Genomic DNA, 18,401 nt, shown 5'->3' with positions numbered 1-18,401 from the left:
CGGACGGGACGGGAAACTAGCGAGTTCACGCCCCATAAGGCAACGTGAAGTGCCGTTTAGCCCGCCACAAAATCACGAAAATCACTCCTTGCGGTGTCCTGAATACAGAGTGTACCCAACTCGGCGCCTTCCGGCGGGCGCACCGCGTCCTTGCTGGGACTTTCGCACGGCGGCGGAAAAGCGTCTCCGCGCCCCCCGAACGTGTGATCGATCACCCTTCGGCGGGGGCGCCCGCGGGGGCGCTCCGGGACGCCTCGGGGGACCTCCCGGCGGCCTCCTCGGCGGGCGCCCCGCCGGCCGTGCGGCGGAGCGCGGAGGCGATGCCGGCGGCGGCCGCGCCGGGGTCGGCGGCACCGGTGATCGGGCGGCCGATCACGAGCAGGTCCGCACCCGCCGCGAGCGCCTGCTCGGGCGTCGCCACCCGCGCCTGGTCCTGGAGGTCGGCGCCCGCGGGGCGGACGCCGGGGGTGATGAGCGTGACGTCCGGGCCGACCTCGGCGCGCACCAGCGCGGCCTCCTGCGGCGAGCAGACGAGCGCCTGCGCGCCCGCGCCGACGGCGAGGGCGGCGAGGCGCCGCACCGCGTCCGAGGCCGGCCCGGCGAGCCCGATGCCGGCGAGGTCGGCGTCGCCGAGCGAGGTGAGCACCGTCACCGCGGCGATCCTGGTGCCGGGGGCGGCCCGCACCGCCGCCTCGATCATCGCGGGGCCGCCGGCGGCGTGCACGGTCAGGTAGGCGGGCTTCAGCCGCGCCACGGCGCGCGCGGCGCCCGCCACGGTCGCCGGGATGTCGTGCAGCTTCAGGTCGAGGAACACCTGCACCCGGCTGGCGCCGCGGACGCTCGCGACGACGTCGGGGCCGTAGCGCAGGTACAGCTCCAGGCCGACCTTGACGGTCGACACGTGCGGGGTGACCAGGGACGCCCAGCGGGCCGCCGTCTCCAGGTCGGGCGCGTCCAGGGCGACGGCGATGGGGGCGGGTCCAGCGGTCACGGGGTCCTCTCCTTCACTTCCGCGGCCGGGGCGGGCGCGGGGTCCGGCTCCGCGGGCCGCCCGGACGCCGCGGGCGCCTCGGCGGCCTCCCGGGCGGGGGGCACCGCCGCGGGCGCGGTCTGGGGCGCTGTGTGGGGCGGGGGCGGCGTCGCGGGGCGCACCTGGGGCGGCGCGTGGCCCGCCGGGCGGTGCGCGAGGCCGACGGCGTCGGCGAGCCGCTCGATCCTGCGGGCGGCGAGCGCCTCGTCGAGCTCGCGGGCGATGCGCGGCACCGCGCCCGGGTCGTGGAACAGCGTGGTGCCGACGGCGACCGCGCTCGCGCCCGCCAGGACGTACTCCAGCGCGTCCAGCCCGGTCGCGACGCCGCCGCAGCCGATGATCGGGGTGCGCGGCAGCGCGGCGTGCACCTGGTAGACGCAGCGCAGCGCGATCGGGCGGATCGCCGGCCCCGACAGCCCGCCGGACACGCCGGTGACGGCGGGCCGCAGGGTGCGGTGGTCGATCGCCATCCCCTCCACCGTGTTGATCAGCGTGAGGGCGTCGGCGCCCGCGTCCACGCAGGCCAGCGCGATGGTGACGATGTCGGTGACGTCCGGCGTCAGCTTGGCGATCACCGGGACGCCGGCCGGCGCGGCGCCGCGCACGGCGCGCACCACGGCCGCGGCGGCGCCCGGGTGCCAGGCGAACATGCGGCCGCGGTCGGCGACGTTCGGGCAGGCCACGTTGACCTCGATCGCGGCGACGCCCGGCTCGCCGCTCAGCCGCGCGGCGAGCTCGGCGAACTCCTCGGCGCTGTTGCCGGCGACCGACACCACGACGGGCACGCCCTGCTCGGCGAGCCAGGGCAGCTCGTGCTCCAGGAAGCCCTCGACGCCCGGCCCCGGCAGCCCCATCGCGGTGAGGATCCCCGAGGGCGTCTCGGCGACGCGCGGCGTCGGGCGGCCCGCGCGCGGCCGCGCCATCACCGAGGTGGTGACGAACGCGCCGAGCCGCGTCAGCTCGCAGAACTGGGCCAGCTCGCGGCCGGTGCCGCCGCAGCCCGAGGCCGTCAGCACCGGGCTCGCCAGCTCCAGCCCGGCGATCTTCGTCTTGAGCCGTTGGGAGTTCATCGGGCCCTTCCCCCTTCGGGGACGCCGAGGACGCGCGGGGCGCCGAGGGCGTCGAACGGGATGGTGCCGAGGTCGCCCCAGCGGACGCGGTCGCCGCGCAGCACCGGGCCGTCGGCGCAGGCGCGCACCATGCGGGTGACGCCGTCCTCGCCGTGCAGCGGCAGCACACAGGTCATGCACACACCGATACCGCAGGCGCCGGTCCGCTGCAGGAACTCCTCCAGGCAGACCTGGGACGGCAGCCCGAACTCGCCGGCGACGCGGGTGATGGAGCGCAGCAGGTCGGTCGGACCGCAGCCGTAGACGACCTCGGCGCCGGTGTCGGCGATGACGCGCGGCATCGCCGCGCCGACGGTGCCCCGCTCCCCCATCGAGCCGTCCTCGGTGGTGACGGCGGCGCTGTCGCCGATGCGGTGCGCCATCCGGGAGCCGAACACCTGCTTGCCGGTGCGGCCGCCGAGCAGGAAGTGCACCTGGCAGCCGCGCCGGTGCAGGGTGTCGGCGAGCGCGAACAGCGCCGCGCCGCCGGGGCCGCCGCCGACCAGCAGGCAGGTGACGGGGTCGCGGGGCAGCCGGAACGGGCGGCCGAGCGGCCCGATCACGTCCACCTTGTCGCGGGACCGCAGGCCCGCGAGCCAGGCGGTGCCGGGCTCGGTGTCGGCGAAGACGACCTCGACGGTCCCCCCGTAGTCCGACTTGACCTCGTACACCCCGAAGCAGCGGCGGACCAGCCGGCCCGTGTGCTCGCCGCCGACGGCGAGCGCCACGAACTGCCCGGGCCGGAACCGCTCGGCGATCGCCGGCGCCACCAGCGTCATCGCGTGGTAGTCCTGCACCTGGCGGACCGTCAGGACCGTCGCCGACGTCTGCACCGGTGTGTCGGACACCCGTCTCCCTCTCCTCGTTCGTGTACCGGGCGGCGGCCGCGCGGCCGCCGCCCGGCGGGCGTCAGCCCTGCCCGAGGACGCCGTGCGCGCCGCGCAGCCGCTCGGCGTGCTCCTGAAGGGAGCGGACGCCGACCAGCCCCGCCGCGATCGCCTCGATGCCCTGCACGGCCGCGGCGAGGCCCTGCACGGTGGTGACGCACGGCACGCCGCGCAGCACCGCCGCGGTGCGGATCTCGTAGCCGTCCAGGCGGGGCCCCGCCTGTCCGGGGCTGCCGAACGGAGTATTGACGATGAGGTCCACCTCACCGTCGAGGACGCGCCGCACGATGCTGGGCTCGTCGCTCGATCCGGCCCCGGCGCTGTGCTTGCGCACGATCTTGGCATGCACGCCGTTGCGCCGCAGGACCTCGGCGGTCCCTTCCGTGGCAAGAATCTCAAAGCCCAGGTCAGCAAGGCGCTTCACCGGGAACACCATGTGCCGCTTGTCCCGGTTCGCCACCGACACGAACACCCGGCCCTTGGTCGGCAGCGCGCCGTAGGCGGCCTGCTGCGACTTGGCGTAGGCGGTGCCGAAGACCTCGTCGATGCCCATGACCTCGCCGGTGGAGCGCATCTCCGGGCCGAGGACGGTGTCGACGAACTGGCCGTTCTTGTCGCGGAACCGGTCGAAGGGCAGCACCGCCTCCTTGACCGCGATCGGCGCGTCGAGCGGCAGCGAGCCGCCGTCGCCCGACGCCGGCAGCAGGCCCTCGGCGCGCAGCTCGGCGACGGTCGTGCCGAGCATGACGCGGGCGGCGGCCTTGGCGAGCTGCACCGCGGTCGCCTTGGACACGAACGGCACCGTGCGGGACGCGCGCGGGTTGGCCTCCAGCACGTACAGCACGCCCGCCGACAGGGCGTACTGGACGTTCATGAGGCCGCGCACGCCGATGCCGCGGGCGAGGGCCTCGGTGGCCTCGCGGATGCGGTGCAGGTCGTCGTGCCCGAGGGTGATCGGCGGGAGCGCGCAGGCCGAGTCGCCGGAGTGGATGCCGGCCTCCTCGATGTGCTCCATGACGCCGCCGAGGTAGAGCTCCTCGCCGTCGAACAGCGCGTCGACGTCGATCTCGATGGCCTCGTCGAGGAACCGGTCGACCAGCACGGGGTGGTCGGGGCTCGCCTCGGTCGCCTTGGCCATGTACGACTCCAGCGCGCCGTCGTCGTACACGATCTCCATGCCGCGGCCGCCGAGCACGTAGGACGGGCGGACCAGCACCGGGTAGCCGATCTCGGCGGCGATCTCGCGGGCGTCCTCGTAGGACGTGGCGGTGCCGTGCTTCGGCGCGAGCAGCCCGGCGCGGTGCAGGACGCGGCCGAACGCGCCGCGGTCCTCGGCCAGGTGGATGCTCTCGGGGCTGGTGCCGACGATCGGGACGCCGGCGGCCTTCAGCTTGCGGGCGAGGCCGAGCGGGGTCTGCCCGCCGAGCTGGACGATGACGCCGGCGAGCGTCCCGGCGCGCTGCTCGGCGTGCACCACCTCCAGGACGTCCTCCAGGGTGAGCGGCTCGAAGTAGAGCCGGTCGGAGGTGTCGTAGTCGGTGGACACGGTCTCGGGGTTGCAGTTGACCATGACGGTCTCGTAGCCGGCGTCCGCCAGCGCGAACGAGGCGTGCACGCACGAGTAGTCGAACTCCACGCCCTGCCCGATGCGGTTCGGCCCCGACCCGAGGATGATCACCTTGGGCCGCTCGCCCGGCGGGACCTCGGTCTCCACGTCGTAGGCCGAGTACAGGTAGGGCGTGCGCGCCTCGAACTCGGCGGCGCAGGTGTCGACCGTCAGGTAGACGGGGCGGATGCCGAGGGCGTGCCGCAGCTCGCGGACGACCTCCTCCGACAGGCCGCGCAGCTCGCCGATCTGGGCGTCGGAGAAGCCGTGCCGCTTGGCGCGCAGCAGCTTGTCGCCGGTGAGCGCGTCCTCGGCGGTGCGGATCTCCTCGGCGATCTCGTTGAGGCCGGCGATCTGGTCGACGAACCAGGGGTCGATGCCGGTCGCGTCGTGGACCTGCTGCACGGTGGCGCCGGCGGCGAGGGCCCGCTGGACGTCGCGGATGCGGCCGTCGTGCGGGGCGCTCGCCGACTCCAGCAGCGCCGCCGGGTCGGCCGGGACGTCGGCCCAGGAGAAGACCGTGCCCTTCTGCTCCAGGGAGCGCAGGGCCTTCTGGAGCGCCTCGGTGAAGTTGCGGCCGATGGCCATGGCCTCGCCGACCGACTTCATGTGGGTGGTGAGGGTGCCGTCGGCGCCGGGGAACTTCTCGAACGCGAACCGGGGCACCTTCACCACGACGTAGTCGAGGGTCGGCTCGAACGACGCCGGGGTCTCGGCGGTGATGTCGTTCGGGATCTCGTCGAGGGTGTAGCCGATGGCCAGCTTCGCGGCGATCTTGGCGATGGGGAAGCCGGTGGCCTTGGACGCCAGCGCCGAGGAGCGCGACACCCGCGGGTTCATCTCGATGACGATCATGCGGCCGGTGCCGGGTTCGACGGCGAACTGGATGTTGCAGCCGCCGGTGTCGACGCCGACCTCGCGGATGACCGCGATCGCGACGTCGCGCATGTTCTGGTACTCGCGGTCGGTGAGCGTCATCGCGGGCGCCACCGTGATGGAGTCGCCGGTGTGGGTGCCCATCGGGTCGAGGTTCTCGATGGAGCACACGATGACGACGTTGTCGGCGCGGTCGCGCATGACCTCCAGCTCGTACTCCTTCCAGCCGAGGATGGACTCCTCCAGGAGCACCTCGCTGGTCGGGGACGCGTCGAGGCCGGCGCCGGCGATGCGGCGCAGGTCGGTCTCGTCGTGGGCGAAGCCGGACCCGGCGCCGCCCATGGTGAACGAGGGCCGCACGACCAGCGGGTAGCCGAGCTCGCCGGCCGCGGCGAGGCACTCGTCCATGGTGTGGGCGATGAGCGAGCGCGCCGAGGCGGCGTTCAGGCCCTGCTCGGCGGCGACCTTGGCGACGACGCCCTTGAACCGCTCGCGGTTCTCGCCGGCCTGGATCGCCTCCACGTCGGCGCCGATCAGCTCGACGCCGTACCGCTCCAGCACGCCGCTCTCGTAGAGCGCGATGGCGGTGTTGAGGGCCGTCTGGCCGCCCAGGGTGGGCAGCAGCGCGTCCGGCCGCTCCTTGGCGATGATCTTCTCGACGACCGCGGGGGTGATCGGCTCGACGTAGGTGGCGTCGGCGATGTCGGGGTCGGTCATGATCGTGGCGGGGTTGCTGTTGACCAGCGTCACCCGCAGGCCCTCGGCGCGCAGCACCCGGCACGCCTGGGTGCCGGAGTAGTCGAACTCGGCCGCCTGGCCGATCACGATCGGCCCGGAGCCGATCACCAGGACGCTGCTCAGGTCTTCACGGCGCGGCATTACTTGCCCGACCCTTCCATCAGCTCGCAGAAACGGTCGAACAGGCCGGTCGCGTCATGTGGGCCGGCCGCGGCCTCGGGGTGGTACTGGACGCTGAAGGCGGGCCGGTCGAGGAGACGGAGGCCCTCCACGCAGTCGTCGTTGAGGTTGACGTGGCTGACCTCGGCGCGCCCGTAGGGGGTGTCGAAGGGCGCGTCCGTCGGGGCGTCCACGGCGAACCCGTGGTTGTGCGCGGACACGTCGACCTTGCCGGTGGCGCGGTCCCGCACCGGCTGGTTGATGCCGCGGTGCCCGAACCGCATCTTGTAGGTGCCGAGGCCGAGCGCGCGGCCGAAGAGCTGGTTGCCGAAGCAGATGCCGAAGAACGGCGTGCCGGCGTCCAGCACGCCGCGCAGCGCCTCGACGGGGCCCTCGGTGGCCGCCGGGTCGCCGGGACCGTTGGAGAAGAACACCCCGTCGGGCTCCAGCGCGAGGATGTCCGCCGCGGTGGCGGTCGCGGGCAGCACGTGCACCTCGCAGCCGCGCTCGGCCATCCGGTGCGGCGTCATCGCCTTGATGCCGAGGTCGACGGCCGCGACGGTGAAGCGCTTGGCCCCGATCGCCGGGACGACGTAGGGCTCCTTGGTCGCGACCTCGGCGGCGAGGTCGGCGCCCTCCATCGCGGGGGCGGCCCGCACCTTGGCGAGCAGCTCGGCCTCCGGCGCCGCGGCGGCGGCGCCGGAGAAGATCCCCGCGCGCATCGCGCCGCGGTCGCGCAGGTGCCGGGTGAGCGCCCGGGTGCCGGGCATCGCGATCCCGACGACGCCCTGCGCGCGCAGCGCCGCGCCGAGCGACCCCGTCGCGCGCCAGCTCGACGCCACGCGGGCGGGCTCGCGGACGACGTACCCGGCGACCTGGATGCGGGCCGACTCGGGGTCCTCGTCGTTGACGCCGGTGTTGCCGATGTGCGGCGCGGTCATCGCGACGATCTGGCGGGCGTAGGAGGGGTCGGTGAGGGTCTCCTGGTAGCCGGTCATCCCGGTGTTGAAGACGATCTCGCCGACGGTCCCCCCCTCCGCCCCGTAAGCGGCGCCCTGGAAGGCGCGTCCGTCCTCAAGGATCAGTATCGCGGGGGGTGGTGTCACTGAAGCTTCCCTTCGAGGACGGTCGGCTCGCCGCGCAGGAACGTCGCGACGACCCTGCCGGGCAGGTCCAAGCCCGCGAACGGGGTGTTGCGGCTCTTGGAGGTCATCGAGGTCGGGTCCACCCGGCGGCGCGGCGCCGGGTCGTACAGCGTGATGTTGGCGGGGGAGCCGGCCTCCAGCGGGCGGCCCTGCCCGCTCAGGCGGCCGATGCGCGCGGGCGCGAACGACATGCGGTCGGCGACGCCCGCCCAGTCCAGCAGGTCGGTCTCGACCATGGCCTCCTGGACGACCGACAGCGCCGTCTCCAGGCCGATCATGCCCATGGCCGCGACCGCCCACTCGGTCTCCTTGGCCTCCACCGGGTGCGGCGCGTGGTCGGTGGCGACGCAGTCGATGGTGCCGTCGGCGAGGGCGTGGCGGAGCGCGGTGACGTCGTCGGCGGTGCGCAGCGGCGGGTTGACCTTGTAGATCGGGTCGTAGGTGCGCGCCGCGGCGTCGGTCAGCAGCAGGTGGTGCGGGGTGACCTCGGCGGTCACCTGGCAGCCCTTGCTCTTGGCCCAGCGGATGATGTCGATCGACCCGGCCGTCGACACGTGGCAGACGTGCAGCCGCGACCCGACGTGCTGGGCGAGCAGCACGTCCCGGGCGATGATCGCCTCCTCGGCGACCGCGGGCCAGCCGCGCAGGCCGAGCGCGGCCGACATCTCGCCCTCGTTGAGCTGCGCGCCCTCGGTGAGGCGCGGCTCCTGGGCGTGCTGGGCGACCACGCCGTCGAACGCCTTCACGTATTCCAGGGCGCGGCGCATGATGACCGCGTCGGACACGCAGTGGCCGTCGTCGGAGAACACCCGCACGCGCGCGGCCGAGTCGGCCATCGCGCCGAGCTCGGCGAGCTGCTCGCCGGCGATGCCGCGGGTGACGGCGCCGACCGGGTGCACGTCGCAGTACCCGGCCTCGCGGCCGAGCCGCCACACCTGCTCGACGACGCCGGCGGTGTCGGCGACCGGGTCGGTGTTGGCCATCGCGTGCACCGCGGTGTAGCCGCCCTTGGCGGCGGCGCGGGTGCCCGACTCCACCGTCTCGGCGTCCTCGCGGCCCGGCTCGCGCAGGTGGGTGTGCAGGTCGACCAGGCCGGGCAGCGCGACGAGGCCCGCCGCGTCCACGACCCGCGCGCCCGCCGCGTCCAGGCCGGTGCCGACCTCGGCGATGCGGCCGTCGCGGACCAGCAGGTCGGCGGGGTCGCCGCCGAGGACGCGGGCGCCCTTGATGAGGTGGTCGGTCACTGGGACACCTCCGTGCCGATGGCGGGCTCGGAGCCGCCGAGGAGCAGGTACAGGACGGCCATGCGGGCGCTCACGCCGTTGGCGACCTGCTCGACGATCGTCGAGCGGGCCGAGTCGGCGACCTCCGCGGCGATCTCCACGCCGCGGTTCATCGGGCCGGGGTGCATGACGATGGCGTGCTCGGGCAGCGCCGCCATGCGCGCGGCGTCCAGCCCGTAGCGGCGCGAGTACTCGCGGACCGTCGGGAAGTAGGCGGCGTTCATGCGCTCCTGCTGGACGCGCAGCATCATGACGACGTCGCTCTTCGGCAGCACCGCGTCCAGGTCGTAGGACACCTGGCAGGGCCAGGTGTCGACCGCGACGGGGAACAGCGTCGGCGGCGCGACCAGGGTGACGTCGGCGCCGAGGGTGTCCAGCAGCAGCACGTTGGAGCGCGCGACGCGGCTGTGCAGCACGTCGCCCACGATCGTGATCTTGCGGCCCTCCAGGTCGCCGAGGCGGCGGCGCATGGTGAAGGCGTCGAGCAGCGCCTGCGTCGGGTGCTCGTGGGTGCCGTCGCCGGCGTTGACGACGCTGCCCCGCACCCAGTTGGCGAGCCGGTAGGGCGCGCCGGACGCGCCGTGCCGGATGACGACGCCGTCGGCGCCCATCGCCTCCAGGGTGAGCGCGGTGTCCTTCAGCGACTCGCCCTTGGACACGCTGGAGCCCTTGGCGGAGAAGTTGATGACGTCGGCCGACAGGCGCTTGGCGGCGGCCTCGAAGGAGATGCGGGTGCGGGTGGAGTCCTCGAAGAACAGGTTCACCACGGTGCGGCCGCGCAGCGTCGGCAGCTTCTTGATGGACCGGCCGGCGATCTGGGCGAGCTCCTCGGCCGTGTCGAGGACGAGCAGCGCGTCGTCCCGGGACAGGTCCGCCGCCGAGATGAGGTGGCGCTTCACTTACTTCTCCCCCTTCGGACCGAGCAGGACCGCGTCCCGGCCGTCGTTCTCGGCCAGCAGGACCTTGACGGTCTCGCGCATCGAGGTGGGCAGGTTCTTGCCCACGTAGTCGGCGCGGATGGGCAGCTCGCGGTGGCCGCGGTCGACCAGGACGGCGAGCTGGACGGCGCGCGGGCGGCCGAGGTCGTTCAGCGCGTCCAGGGCGGCGCGCACGGTGCGGCCCGAGAACAGCACGTCGTCGACCAGCACCACGACCCGGCCGTCGACGCCGTCGGCGGGCAGCTCGGTGCGGCCGAGGGCGCGGGCGGGCTTCATGCGCAGGTCGTCGCGGTACATCGTCACGTCCAGCGAGCCCCAGGGCACCGGGTGGCCCTCGACCTCGCGCAGCGCGCCCGCCAGCCGCTCGGCCAGCGTCACGCCGCGGGTCTGGATGCCGAGCAGGACGACGTCGCGCCCGCCCTTCGTGCGTTCCAGGATCTCGTGCGCGATGCGGGTCAGCGCGCGGCGGATGTCGGGACCCTCCAGAACGGCCTTGGGCCGGGGGTCACCGTCCGCCACGCCCGCGCCGGCCGGGTCCTCCGGCCTGAGGGCAGCGTTCACCACCGAAACCTCCTTTCCCGCCTCTCCGGACGGGTCTTAAAGGACGCCTTGTCCCCTTCACCGTAGCAGTCCCGCCCGACTGCCCCGCATCCGGTGCGCGCCCATCGCCCCTGGTGAGAGGGGTCACACCCGGCCCGCCGGGCGGAGCCGGGACGGGTCCGGCAACGCCCTGTCACGACGCGCCTGCGGGGGTTGTGCTCGATCCGGACGGCCCGGATCGAGACCTGCGGATTCGACCGGTTTTTTCCAATCGGCTTGACCTGGGGCCGTCACCGTTTTACCGTCACTGTCCGTAACCATCCCTGGAGACGGACCGTCGGGGCCGGAACGCCCCGCCGACCCGCCTCCGCCCGGCCGTCCGGCCGGGGGGCCCGTGAACGACGACCGAGTGAGCCTGGGGGCCGCACAATGCCGTCTGAATACGCTAAGGCTCTCGGCGCGCGCCTGCGCGCCATCCGTACCCAGCAGGGCCTCTCCCTGCACGGTGTGGAGGAGAAGTCCCGCGGCCGCTGGAAGGCCGTCGTCGTGGGTTCGTACGAGCGGGGCGACCGCGCCGTCACCGTTCAGAAGCTGGCCGAGCTCGCCGATTTCTACGGCGTGCCGGTCTCCGAGCTGCTGCCCGGCGGAGCCGCGCCGAGCCCGCTCGGGCCCACGCCCAAGCTCGTCATCGACCTTGAGCGACTGCAGCAGCTTCCGAAGGACAAGGCCGGTCCTCTCGCCCGCTACGCCGCGACGATCCAGACCCAGCGGGGCGACTACAACGGAAAGGTCCTGTCCATCCGGCAGGAGGACCTGCGTTCCCTCGCCGTGATCTACGACAAGTCCCCGACCGAGCTGACCGAGGAGCTCATCGGCTGGGGCGTGCTCGACCCGGAGGCGCGCCGCGCCGTCGAGTCCTTCTGATTCCCTTCCCTTCTCACGCGCGGGGCCGTCCCGCGGGCGCATCCCGCCCGCGGGGCGGCCCCCGCGCCGTTGCGGGCCCCGGGGGCTAGACGGCGCGGCGGCGCGAGAGCCAGGCGAAGGCGGCGACGCCCGGCGGCAGCAGCGTCCAGAACGTCAGCAGGCGGTAGCCGAGGGCGGCGCCGAGCGCCGGGCCCGCCGGGACGCCGCCGAGGACCAGCCCGGCCGTCATGACCACCTCGGTGGAGCCGACGCCGTTCGGCGCGGGCACGAGCGCCGCCAGCGTGATCAGCAGGACGTACACCGCGACCGTCGTGCCGTATCCGAGCCCGACGCCGAGGCCGTGCAGCATCGCGTACAGGACGAGGGCGTTCAGCGGCGTCAGCGCCGCCACACCGAGCCAGAGGCACGCCGCCCGCCCCGGGTGTGCGGCGACGTCCCGGACGGCGCGTACGTCGGTCCTGGCGCGTTCCCGGGCCGTCCACGACATGGTCCGCAGCCGCGCGGCGCCGTTCCGGCGGGCGAGCCAGTACATGAGCGCCGCGCCGGCGGCGAGGAGCGCGAGCCCGGCGAGCAGCGCGGCGGGCCCGGTCCAGGCGCCGAGCCGGTCCCCCGCGCCGGGCGGCCGCCAGTCCCGCCAGCGGGCGGCGGAGCGGCGCCACTCCGCGGGCGCGGCCGGCAGCAGCGCGAGCAGGTAGCCGGCGCGCACGATCCCGCCCGCGAGGCCCATCAGCAGGAACGCCCCGACGATCTCGCCCGCGCCGAGGCCCTGCTTGCGCAGGAAGCGGACGTAGACGGTCCCGCCCGCGCCCGGCACGAGGCCGACACCGCAGAGGGCGAGCTGCACGCCGAGGAGGCGGCCGGGGCGCGGCACGGCCCGCATGGACCCGTACTGGACGGCGAGCGCGGCGAGGAAGGTGGCCAGGTTGGCGGCGACGGCGACCGCCACCCAGCCGGGGTCGGCCCGCGCCAGACTCCGCACGCCCGAGGCGACCGTGCCGCGCTCGGCGACCGCGAGCGCCGCCGTCAGCGCGATGACGAGGGCGGTCAGGGCCAGCCGGACGGCCGTCGCCCGCCGGGAGGCGCGTCCGCGCGCGGGGCGTCCGGCGCCGGCGGTGAGGTCCACGAGCGATGAACGCGCCGGGCCCGCCCCGCGTTCCGCGCGCCGTCCGCCGCCGGGGGAAGGGCCGCCGCCGGAGGGGTGCTCGGGGGAGGGCACCGGCTCCGGCGGCGGCGCGCGGCGGGCGCGGCGGCCGGGGTGGGAGGGCCGCCGCGCCGGCCTCGGGAGGTCGGCCGTCGCCGGTGGGGAGGCGGCGTCAGCCCGCTCGGACGTCGGTGGCCTGGAGGGGCGTGGCGGGCAGGGTGGGCTGGCTGGTGACGCCGAGGGTGTCCTCGACGAGGGTGACGAAGATGTCGGCGTCGTGCAGCAGTTCGTCGGCCTCGCGCGCGGTGACGGCGCGGGGCAGGCCGGCCTCGGCGGCGGCGCGCTTGTCGGCGCCGGCGGCGAAGAACGCGGCCCATTCGCGCAGCGCGGGCTCGGCCTCCGGCAGCAGCACCCACACGCTGCGCGGGCGGCCGCGGCGCGGCGCGTCGACGGGACCCTTGGAGCTCAGCACCGCCGCCGCCGCGCGCAGCGCGGCCAGGTGGGCGCACACGTAGCGGACGCTCGGCGAGGTCGCCTCGGCGGCCTCCGCGAGCTCCATGCGGGCGTTGCGGAGCTGGCCCACCGCGGTGCGGGCCGGCCGGGGGGCCGGGTGCGAGCGGGGGCGCGGGCTCGGCGCGGCGTCGTGCCCGCCGGGCCCGGTCATCGTTCCGGACATGGTCCTCCCTTCCGGGGCTCGGGCCGGGGCCGGGCGGAGAGCTTCCCCTCACCCCGCCCGGCCGTCCGTCCCGCCGTTGCCGTCGCGCACCCGGCCGCGGCGTGGACGTCGCCCTGATGCGGGCCGCGAGTCCCGCATCACGTCGAACATAAGTTCGACGCCTTCACAGTAAAGCGCCCCGGTGCCGTTTCGTCAATGCGTTCGAACACGTGCCGCCACCCTGGGCGATCACGAAGGTGATCGCCCTGGTCAGGTGCCGTCACCAGGAGAACAGGCGGGTCCGACATTTCATGCCCGGGGCCCGCGACCTGCGAAGGGGAGGCCGGGCGGGGGCGGCGCGCCCTAGGGTGGGCGCCATGCATCCCAACGTCGAACGGGTGACCGCCGCGCTGCGCGCCGCGGGCGTCCCCGGCGAGATCGTCGAGCTGCCCGGGGCCGCCCCGACCGCGCAGCGCGCCGCCGAGATGGTCGGCTGCGAGGTCGGCGCCATCGCCAACAGCCTGATCTTCGACGCCGACGGGGCGCCGCTGCTCGTCCTCACCAGCGGCGCGCACCGGGTGGACACCGCCCGGGTCGCCGCGCTGGTCGGCGCCGCGAAGGTCGAGCGGGCGACGCCGGACTTCGTGCGCGCCGCGACCGGCCAGGCGATCGGGGGCGTCGCCCCGGTCGGGCACCCGGCCCCCGTCCGCACCCTGGTGGACGTCTGGCTGGACCGGCACGCCGAGGTCTGGGCCGCGGGCGGTGTCCCGCACACCGTCTTCCCGACCACCTACGGTGAGCTGCTGAAGATGACCGGCGGCACGCCGGCCGAGGTGGAGTGAACGGAGTGAGGCGATGAGTACCGAGCCGCCGCGCGTCGGCTGGACTGAGGAACGCAGGGAGCCTGCGACCGGAGTGACGAGGGAAGCCGGCGCGTGAAGCGGCGGCTCGCGCCGAACGGAGTGAGGCGATGAGTACGGAGCTCTGGCACAATCCGCGCTGTTCCAAGAGCAGGGCGGCCAAGGCGGCCCTGGACGGGGCGGGGGCGGCCTACACCGAGCGGCGCTACCTGGACGATCCGCCGACGGCGGCCGAGCTGGACGCGGTGCTGGCCAAGGCGGGGCTGGAGCCGTGGGAGGCGGCGCGGCTGGGCGAGACCGTGGCCAAGGAGCTGGACCTTCGTCACCTGGAGCACGACCGGGCGAGGTGGCTGGAGGTCATGGCCGCCCATCCGGTGCTGATCCAGCGCCCGATCGTGGTGTCCGGGGGCTCCGCGGTCGTCGCCCGCGACGCCGATTCGATCGGGCGCGCACTCGACAGCGCGTGAGACGAGTGTGATTCTGGGGAGTCGACCGTACCGACTTGCGGAGGCGCGATGAGCGCGGAGATGCGCACCGGCCCGGCCGCCCGCGACGCCCAGTTCCGGGGCATCGACCCGGACGCGCTGCACGCCCTGGTCAAGCAGGTCACCGACGCCGGCACCGCGATCCGCGGCTGGCTCTCCGCGCACCGGCCGCCGCCCGGCGTGCCCGAGACGGGCTACCGCCGGGCCGACGAGGTCGCCGGGTGGACGATCGAGCAGCTCGGAATGCTGAGCCGCCGCTACAACTACGCGATCACCCATCCCGACAGGGGCGGCGGCGTCACGCCGCCGCCCGCGTCCCCCGCCCCCGGCTCGGGCGCCGACCAGAACTCCGGCGGCACCGGCGGCACCGGCGCGCCGAAGGCGAGCGCGCCGCGCGTCCCCCGGCGGACCGCGCCGGAGCCGACGCCGCGCGGCGCGGGCGACATCGGCAACTTCCCCACCCAGCGGGCCGCCGCCAAGGCCGCCCGCACCGACGCGCTCGCCGTGCAGGCGGCCGTCGGCGACCGCAAGGCGGTCCCGGCGGACGTGTGGAAGCACCTGGCCGCCAACTCCGACGACCCCGACTACACCACCGCCCTGTACGAGCGGCTCGGCCCGGCGGGCGTCGCCGACCTGCTGGCCGCCGCGCACGGGGACGAGGCGAAACTGAAGGCCGTCCGCGAGGCGCTCGGCGTCGCCAGCCACCACGCGACGATGGACGTGAAGTGGCTGCGCACCTTCCTGGACGAGGCCGACCGCGCCGGGGTGCGGCCCGTCGCGGTGCAGGTGGTGACGGGCGCGGAGGTGAGCGCCCGCACGCGCGAGGCGATCGCGAGACTGGACCTGCGGGCGGGCGCCCCGGCCGCGCCGAAGGAGAGCTGACCATGGCCGCTCCGCCGCCGCCCGGCAGCCTGCCGCCGCCGTTCGACGTCGCGTCGAGCGCGACGCTGGCGCCGACCGAGCAGCCGAACCCCGACTACCGGCGCCTCTTCCAGTCCTACGCCGACGCCTACAACAGCATCGACCGGCTGCGGCAGGCCCTGGACCCGGCGATGAAGACGATGGGCGGCACCGACGCCTGGCTCGGCCCGGAGGCGCGCGCGTGGAACGGGCGGCTGGAGTCGGCGCGCGGCGACCTGCGCAAGGCCGCCGACCAGATCCTCTGGGACATCTACGACCGGCTGTCGGCGACCCGGCGGACCATCCCGCGGGTCTAACCTCTACTGCGTGAGGGAGCCGAAGCTGCGCGAGATCGACGGGCGCGCCTTCCTGCGCCGCCTGCACCCGATGGTGCAGGTGTACGCGGAGGCGATGAGCCCACCCTACGAGCAGCTGCCGGGCCGGCACACGATCATGGCGCGGCACACCGCCCACCCGCGGTTCCGGGCGATGGTCGCCGAGCGGCCGCGGCCGGTGCCGGGCCTGCCCGGGGCGGTGCGCGGCTTCGCCTACGGGTTCCACGGCGAGCGCGGCCAGTGGTGGCACGACGTGGTGTACGAGGCGCTCGTCCGGGAGGGCGGTCCCGCGCACGCCGCGCACTGGATGGACGACTCGTTCGAGGTGGCCGAGCTGCACGTGCACCCCGACGCGCAGGGCCGGGGCCTCGGCCGCGGGCTGCTGTCGTCGCTCTGCGCGGGCCGCACCGAGCGCACGGTGGTGCTGTCGACGCTGGACGGCGAGCGGGAGACGCCGGCCCGCCGCCTCTACCGGTCGGTCGGCATGGTCGACCTGCTGACGGCGTTCGACTTCCCCGGGGGCGGGCCGCGCTACGCGGTCATGGGCGGCGCGCTGCCGCTCAGCGAGCCGCTCGCCGAGTACCGGCGGCCGGCGTCCAGCAACTCGTAGACCTCGCGGGTGGCGGTCGAGGAGTTGAAGGTGACGAAGTGGACGCCGGGGGCGTCCTGGTCCAGCAGCTCCTGGCAGACCTCGGCGGCGTGCTCGATGCCGAGGCGGCGGACGGCCTCGGGGTCGTGCGCGACGGCCTCGAACCGGGCCCGGACCTCGGGCGGGAACGGCGCGCCCGACAGCTGCTCGGACCGCTCGATCGTGCTCATCTTGGTGACCGGCATGATGCCCGGCAGGATCGGGGTGTCGCAGCCCGCCGCGGCGACCCGGTCGCGCAGCGCGAAGTAGTCCTCGGCGCGGAAGAACATCTGGGTGATGGCGTAGTCGGCGCCCGCCCGGCACTTCTCGACGAAGTAGCGGGTGTCCTCCTCGATGGTGGCCGACCGCGGGTGCTTGTAGGGGAAGGCCGCCACGCCGACGCAGAAGTCGCCGTAGGAGCGGATCATCCGGACCAGCTCGGCGGCGTACTCGACGCCCTCGGCGTGCTTGACCCACTCGCCCGTCGGGTCGCCGGGCGGGTCGCCGCGCAGGGCGAGGACGTTGCGGACGCCGGCCGCGGCGAACCGGCCGATGAGGTTGCGCAGCTCGGCCTGCGAGTGGTTCACGGCGGTGAAGTGCGCGACGGGGGTGAGGGTGGTGTCGGTGGCGATGCGCTCGACGATGTCGACGGTGGTGTCGCGGGAGCTGCCGCCCGCGCCGTAGGTGACCGACACGAACGTGGGGTGCAGCGACTCCAGCTCGCGGATGGCCCGCCAGAGGCTCCGCTCGCCCTTGGCCGACTTCGGCGGCATGAACTCGAACGAGAAGGAGCGCCCGCCGCCGGCGAGCAGATCGCGGATGGTGGGGGCGCGGTCGGGCCGGACGTGTCGCATTCCGCCAGCCTACAGAACGGCCGCGGGCGGCGTTCCGGGGCGTGACGCCCGGCGCGCACCCCCGGAACTGAGTCACGTTTCACACATTTTCCGCCTTCCCGCACCCCCTCCCGTCTCCCGCCCGCCGGAAGCGGATGCATAAGATCACGCCATGGTGAAGAGCGGTGTGCGCAAGGAGATCGACGAGGCCCTGCTCGGGTTCGTCGACCGGCAGCGTCCCGGGCTGCTCTCCATCGGCGCCGACCTCGCGCCGTTGCTCGCGGCGCTGGACGCCCTGCTGTCGGGCGGCAAGCGGCTGCGCCCGGCGTTCTGCTACTGGGGCTGGCGCGCGGCGGGCGGGGTGGACGACGGGGCCGGCATCCTGGACGCCGCCGCGTCCCTGGAGCTGCTGCAGGCGAGCGCGCTCGTCCACGACGACGTGATGGACTCCAGCGACACCCGCCGGGGCCAGCCCTCGGTGCACCGGCGCCTGGAGGCGATGGCCCGCGATGCGGGCTGGCCCGGCGCCGCCGCCCCGTTCGGGGAGGGCGCCGCGGTGCTGCTCGGCGACCTCTGCCTGTCGTGGTCGGGCGAGATGTTCGAGCGGAGCGGCCTGGAGCCGGGCCTGCTCGCGCTCGGCCGGCCCGTCTACGACCTGATGCGCACCGAGGTCATGTGCGGCCAGTACCTGGACCTGCTGGAGGGCGTGCGCGGGCGGGGCACCGTCGAGGCCGCGCTGCGGGTGGTGGAGTACAAGAGCGCCAAGTACACGATCGAGCGGCCCCTGCACCTCGGGGCGGCGCTGGCGGGCGCGGGCGCCGGGGTGGTGGAGGCGCTGCGCGCCTACGGCCTGCCGCTCGGCATCGCCTTCCAGCTCCGCGACGACGTGCTCGGCGTCTTCGGCGACCCGGCCGCGACCGGCAAGCCCGCCGGCGACGATCTGCGCGAGGGCAAGCGGACCGTGCTCGTCGCGCTCACCCTGGAACGTGCCGACGCGGCGGGCGCCGCGCTGCTGGAGCGCCGCCTCGGCGATCCCGGCCTGGACGCCGCCGGCGTCGCCGAGCTGCGCGAGGTCATCGCCGACAGCGGCGGCCTGGCCGGCTGCGAGGCGATGATCGAGCGGTACACCGCGCAGGCCGCCGCGGCCCTCGCCGCCGCGCCGATCGCCGCCGACGCGCGCGGCGCGCTGGAGGAGCTCGCCGTCGCGGCGACCGCGCGCCTGTCCTGACGCCCTCACCCGGGCCGGGGCGCGGGACCGGGAAAGTGGCACGTTCCGGCCACCGGTGCGCGCGGGACTAGCACTGTGACACCAATTGGTGGCAGAAATGG

At 74.9% G+C, this 18,401-nt stretch carries 18 protein-coding genes; 7 read left to right on the top strand and 11 right to left on the bottom strand.

Features of this window, described 5'->3' with window-relative positions; all coding sequences use genetic code 11:
* Nucleotides 1–211 precede the first annotated feature (211 nt).
* The 8 genes from pyrF to pyrR form a co-directional block, all read right to left on the bottom strand.
* Nucleotides 212–991, bottom strand: coding sequence for an orotidine-5'-phosphate decarboxylase (gene pyrF / locus K1Y72_RS00970; RefSeq protein ID WP_220162272.1), 780 nt, complete (start codon nt 989–991; stop codon nt 212–214).
* Entirely contained in the window at nt 988–2,100 is a 1,113-nt protein-coding gene (locus K1Y72_RS00965) for a dihydroorotate dehydrogenase (protein WP_220162270.1), read from the bottom strand. Before K1Y72_RS00965 ends, pyrF begins: the two co-directional genes overlap by 4 nt.
* The gene (locus K1Y72_RS00960) at nt 2,097–2,987 is read right to left on the bottom strand and encodes an iron-sulfur cluster-binding protein (protein WP_220162268.1); all 891 of its coding nucleotides are present in this window, start codon (nt 2,985–2,987) and stop codon (nt 2,097–2,099) included. Before K1Y72_RS00960 ends, K1Y72_RS00965 begins: the two co-directional genes overlap by 4 nt.
* A gap of 61 nt (nt 2,988–3,048) precedes the next feature.
* Nucleotides 3,049–6,387 (bottom strand): carbamoyl-phosphate synthase large subunit, encoded by a 3,339-nt coding sequence (gene carB, locus K1Y72_RS00955; RefSeq protein ID WP_220162266.1) that lies wholly within the window; start codon nt 6,385–6,387, stop codon nt 3,049–3,051.
* Nucleotides 6,387–7,511, bottom strand: a complete 1,125-nt coding sequence (gene carA, locus K1Y72_RS00950) for a glutamine-hydrolyzing carbamoyl-phosphate synthase small subunit (RefSeq protein WP_220162264.1) — start codon at nt 7,509–7,511, stop codon at nt 6,387–6,389. The genes carB and carA overlap by 1 nt, the downstream gene beginning before the upstream one ends.
* Nucleotides 7,508–8,794, bottom strand: coding sequence for a dihydroorotase (locus tag K1Y72_RS00945; protein WP_220162262.1), 1,287 nt, complete (start codon nt 8,792–8,794; stop codon nt 7,508–7,510). The genes carA and K1Y72_RS00945 overlap by 4 nt, the downstream gene beginning before the upstream one ends.
* Complete coding sequence (locus K1Y72_RS00940; RefSeq protein ID WP_220162260.1) at nt 8,791–9,732, bottom strand: aspartate carbamoyltransferase catalytic subunit; 942 nt, start codon at nt 9,730–9,732, stop codon at nt 8,791–8,793. Before K1Y72_RS00940 ends, K1Y72_RS00945 begins: the two co-directional genes overlap by 4 nt.
* Nucleotides 9,733–10,290, bottom strand: a complete 558-nt coding sequence (pyrR, locus tag K1Y72_RS00935; protein ID WP_220162860.1) for a bifunctional pyr operon transcriptional regulator/uracil phosphoribosyltransferase PyrR — start codon at nt 10,288–10,290, stop codon at nt 9,733–9,735.
* A gap of 450 nt (nt 10,291–10,740) precedes the next feature.
* Here pyrR and bldD point away from each other — a divergent pair, with 450 nt between their 5' ends.
* Nucleotides 10,741–11,235, top strand: coding sequence for a transcriptional regulator BldD (gene bldD, locus K1Y72_RS00930; protein ID WP_220162258.1), 495 nt, complete (start codon nt 10,741–10,743; stop codon nt 11,233–11,235).
* A gap of 85 nt (nt 11,236–11,320) precedes the next feature.
* Here bldD and K1Y72_RS00925 read toward each other — a convergent pair whose 3' ends face one another.
* Together K1Y72_RS00925 and K1Y72_RS00920 are read right to left on the bottom strand one after the other, a co-directional pair.
* Nucleotides 11,321–12,358 carry a lysylphosphatidylglycerol synthase transmembrane domain-containing protein gene (locus K1Y72_RS00925; protein WP_220162256.1) on the bottom strand — a complete coding sequence of 346 codons (1,038 nt, stop codon included), beginning with the start codon at nt 12,356–12,358 and terminating at the stop codon, nt 11,321–11,323.
* Nucleotides 12,359–12,548: 190 nt separating this feature from the next.
* On the bottom strand, nt 12,549–13,052 hold the full coding sequence (locus tag K1Y72_RS00920) for an SAV_6107 family HEPN domain-containing protein (protein ID WP_220162254.1): 504 nt from the start codon (nt 13,050–13,052) through the stop codon (nt 12,549–12,551).
* A gap of 356 nt (nt 13,053–13,408) precedes the next feature.
* On the opposite strand from K1Y72_RS00920, the gene K1Y72_RS00915 reads away from it, so the two are divergent.
* From K1Y72_RS00915 to K1Y72_RS00895, 5 genes are all read left to right on the top strand, one after another.
* Complete coding sequence (locus K1Y72_RS00915; protein ID WP_220162252.1) at nt 13,409–13,873, top strand: YbaK/EbsC family protein; 465 nt, start codon at nt 13,409–13,411, stop codon at nt 13,871–13,873.
* 128 nt (nt 13,874–14,001) lie between these two features.
* Nucleotides 14,002–14,358, top strand: a complete 357-nt coding sequence (locus tag K1Y72_RS00910; RefSeq protein WP_220162250.1) for an arsenate reductase family protein — start codon at nt 14,002–14,004, stop codon at nt 14,356–14,358.
* A 48-nt stretch (nt 14,359–14,406) separates the two neighbouring features.
* Complete coding sequence (locus tag K1Y72_RS00905) at nt 14,407–15,258, top strand: hypothetical protein (protein WP_220162248.1); 852 nt, start codon at nt 14,407–14,409, stop codon at nt 15,256–15,258.
* Nucleotides 15,259–15,260: 2 nt separating this feature from the next.
* Entirely contained in the window at nt 15,261–15,593 is a 333-nt protein-coding gene (locus K1Y72_RS00900; RefSeq protein ID WP_220162246.1) for a hypothetical protein, read from the top strand.
* A gap of 10 nt (nt 15,594–15,603) precedes the next feature.
* Complete coding sequence (locus tag K1Y72_RS00895; RefSeq protein ID WP_308286828.1) at nt 15,604–16,221, top strand: GNAT family N-acetyltransferase; 618 nt, start codon at nt 15,604–15,606, stop codon at nt 16,219–16,221.
* On the opposite strand, the gene metF is transcribed toward K1Y72_RS00895, so the two are convergent.
* Nucleotides 16,143–17,093: a methylenetetrahydrofolate reductase [NAD(P)H] gene (gene metF / locus K1Y72_RS00890; protein WP_220162244.1), complete on the bottom strand. Its 951-nt coding sequence runs from the start codon at nt 17,091–17,093 to the stop codon at nt 16,143–16,145. The two genes, K1Y72_RS00895 and metF, sit on opposite strands and share 79 nt — an antisense overlap.
* 151 nt (nt 17,094–17,244) lie before the next feature.
* Between metF and K1Y72_RS00885 the strand changes: the two genes are divergently transcribed.
* The gene (locus tag K1Y72_RS00885; protein ID WP_220162242.1) at nt 17,245–18,300 is read left to right on the top strand and encodes a polyprenyl synthetase family protein; all 1,056 of its coding nucleotides are present in this window, start codon (nt 17,245–17,247) and stop codon (nt 18,298–18,300) included.
* Nucleotides 18,301–18,401 lie beyond the last annotated feature (101 nt).

Origin of the sequence: Actinomadura parmotrematis (assembly GCF_019458805.1) — a bacterium.
GTDB classification, from domain to species: Bacteria; Actinomycetota; Actinomycetes; order Streptosporangiales; family Streptosporangiaceae; genus Spirillospora; species Spirillospora parmotrematis.
The sequence above is the reverse complement of the archived record's forward strand: the minus strand, read 5'-3'. Positions and strand labels throughout refer to the sequence as shown.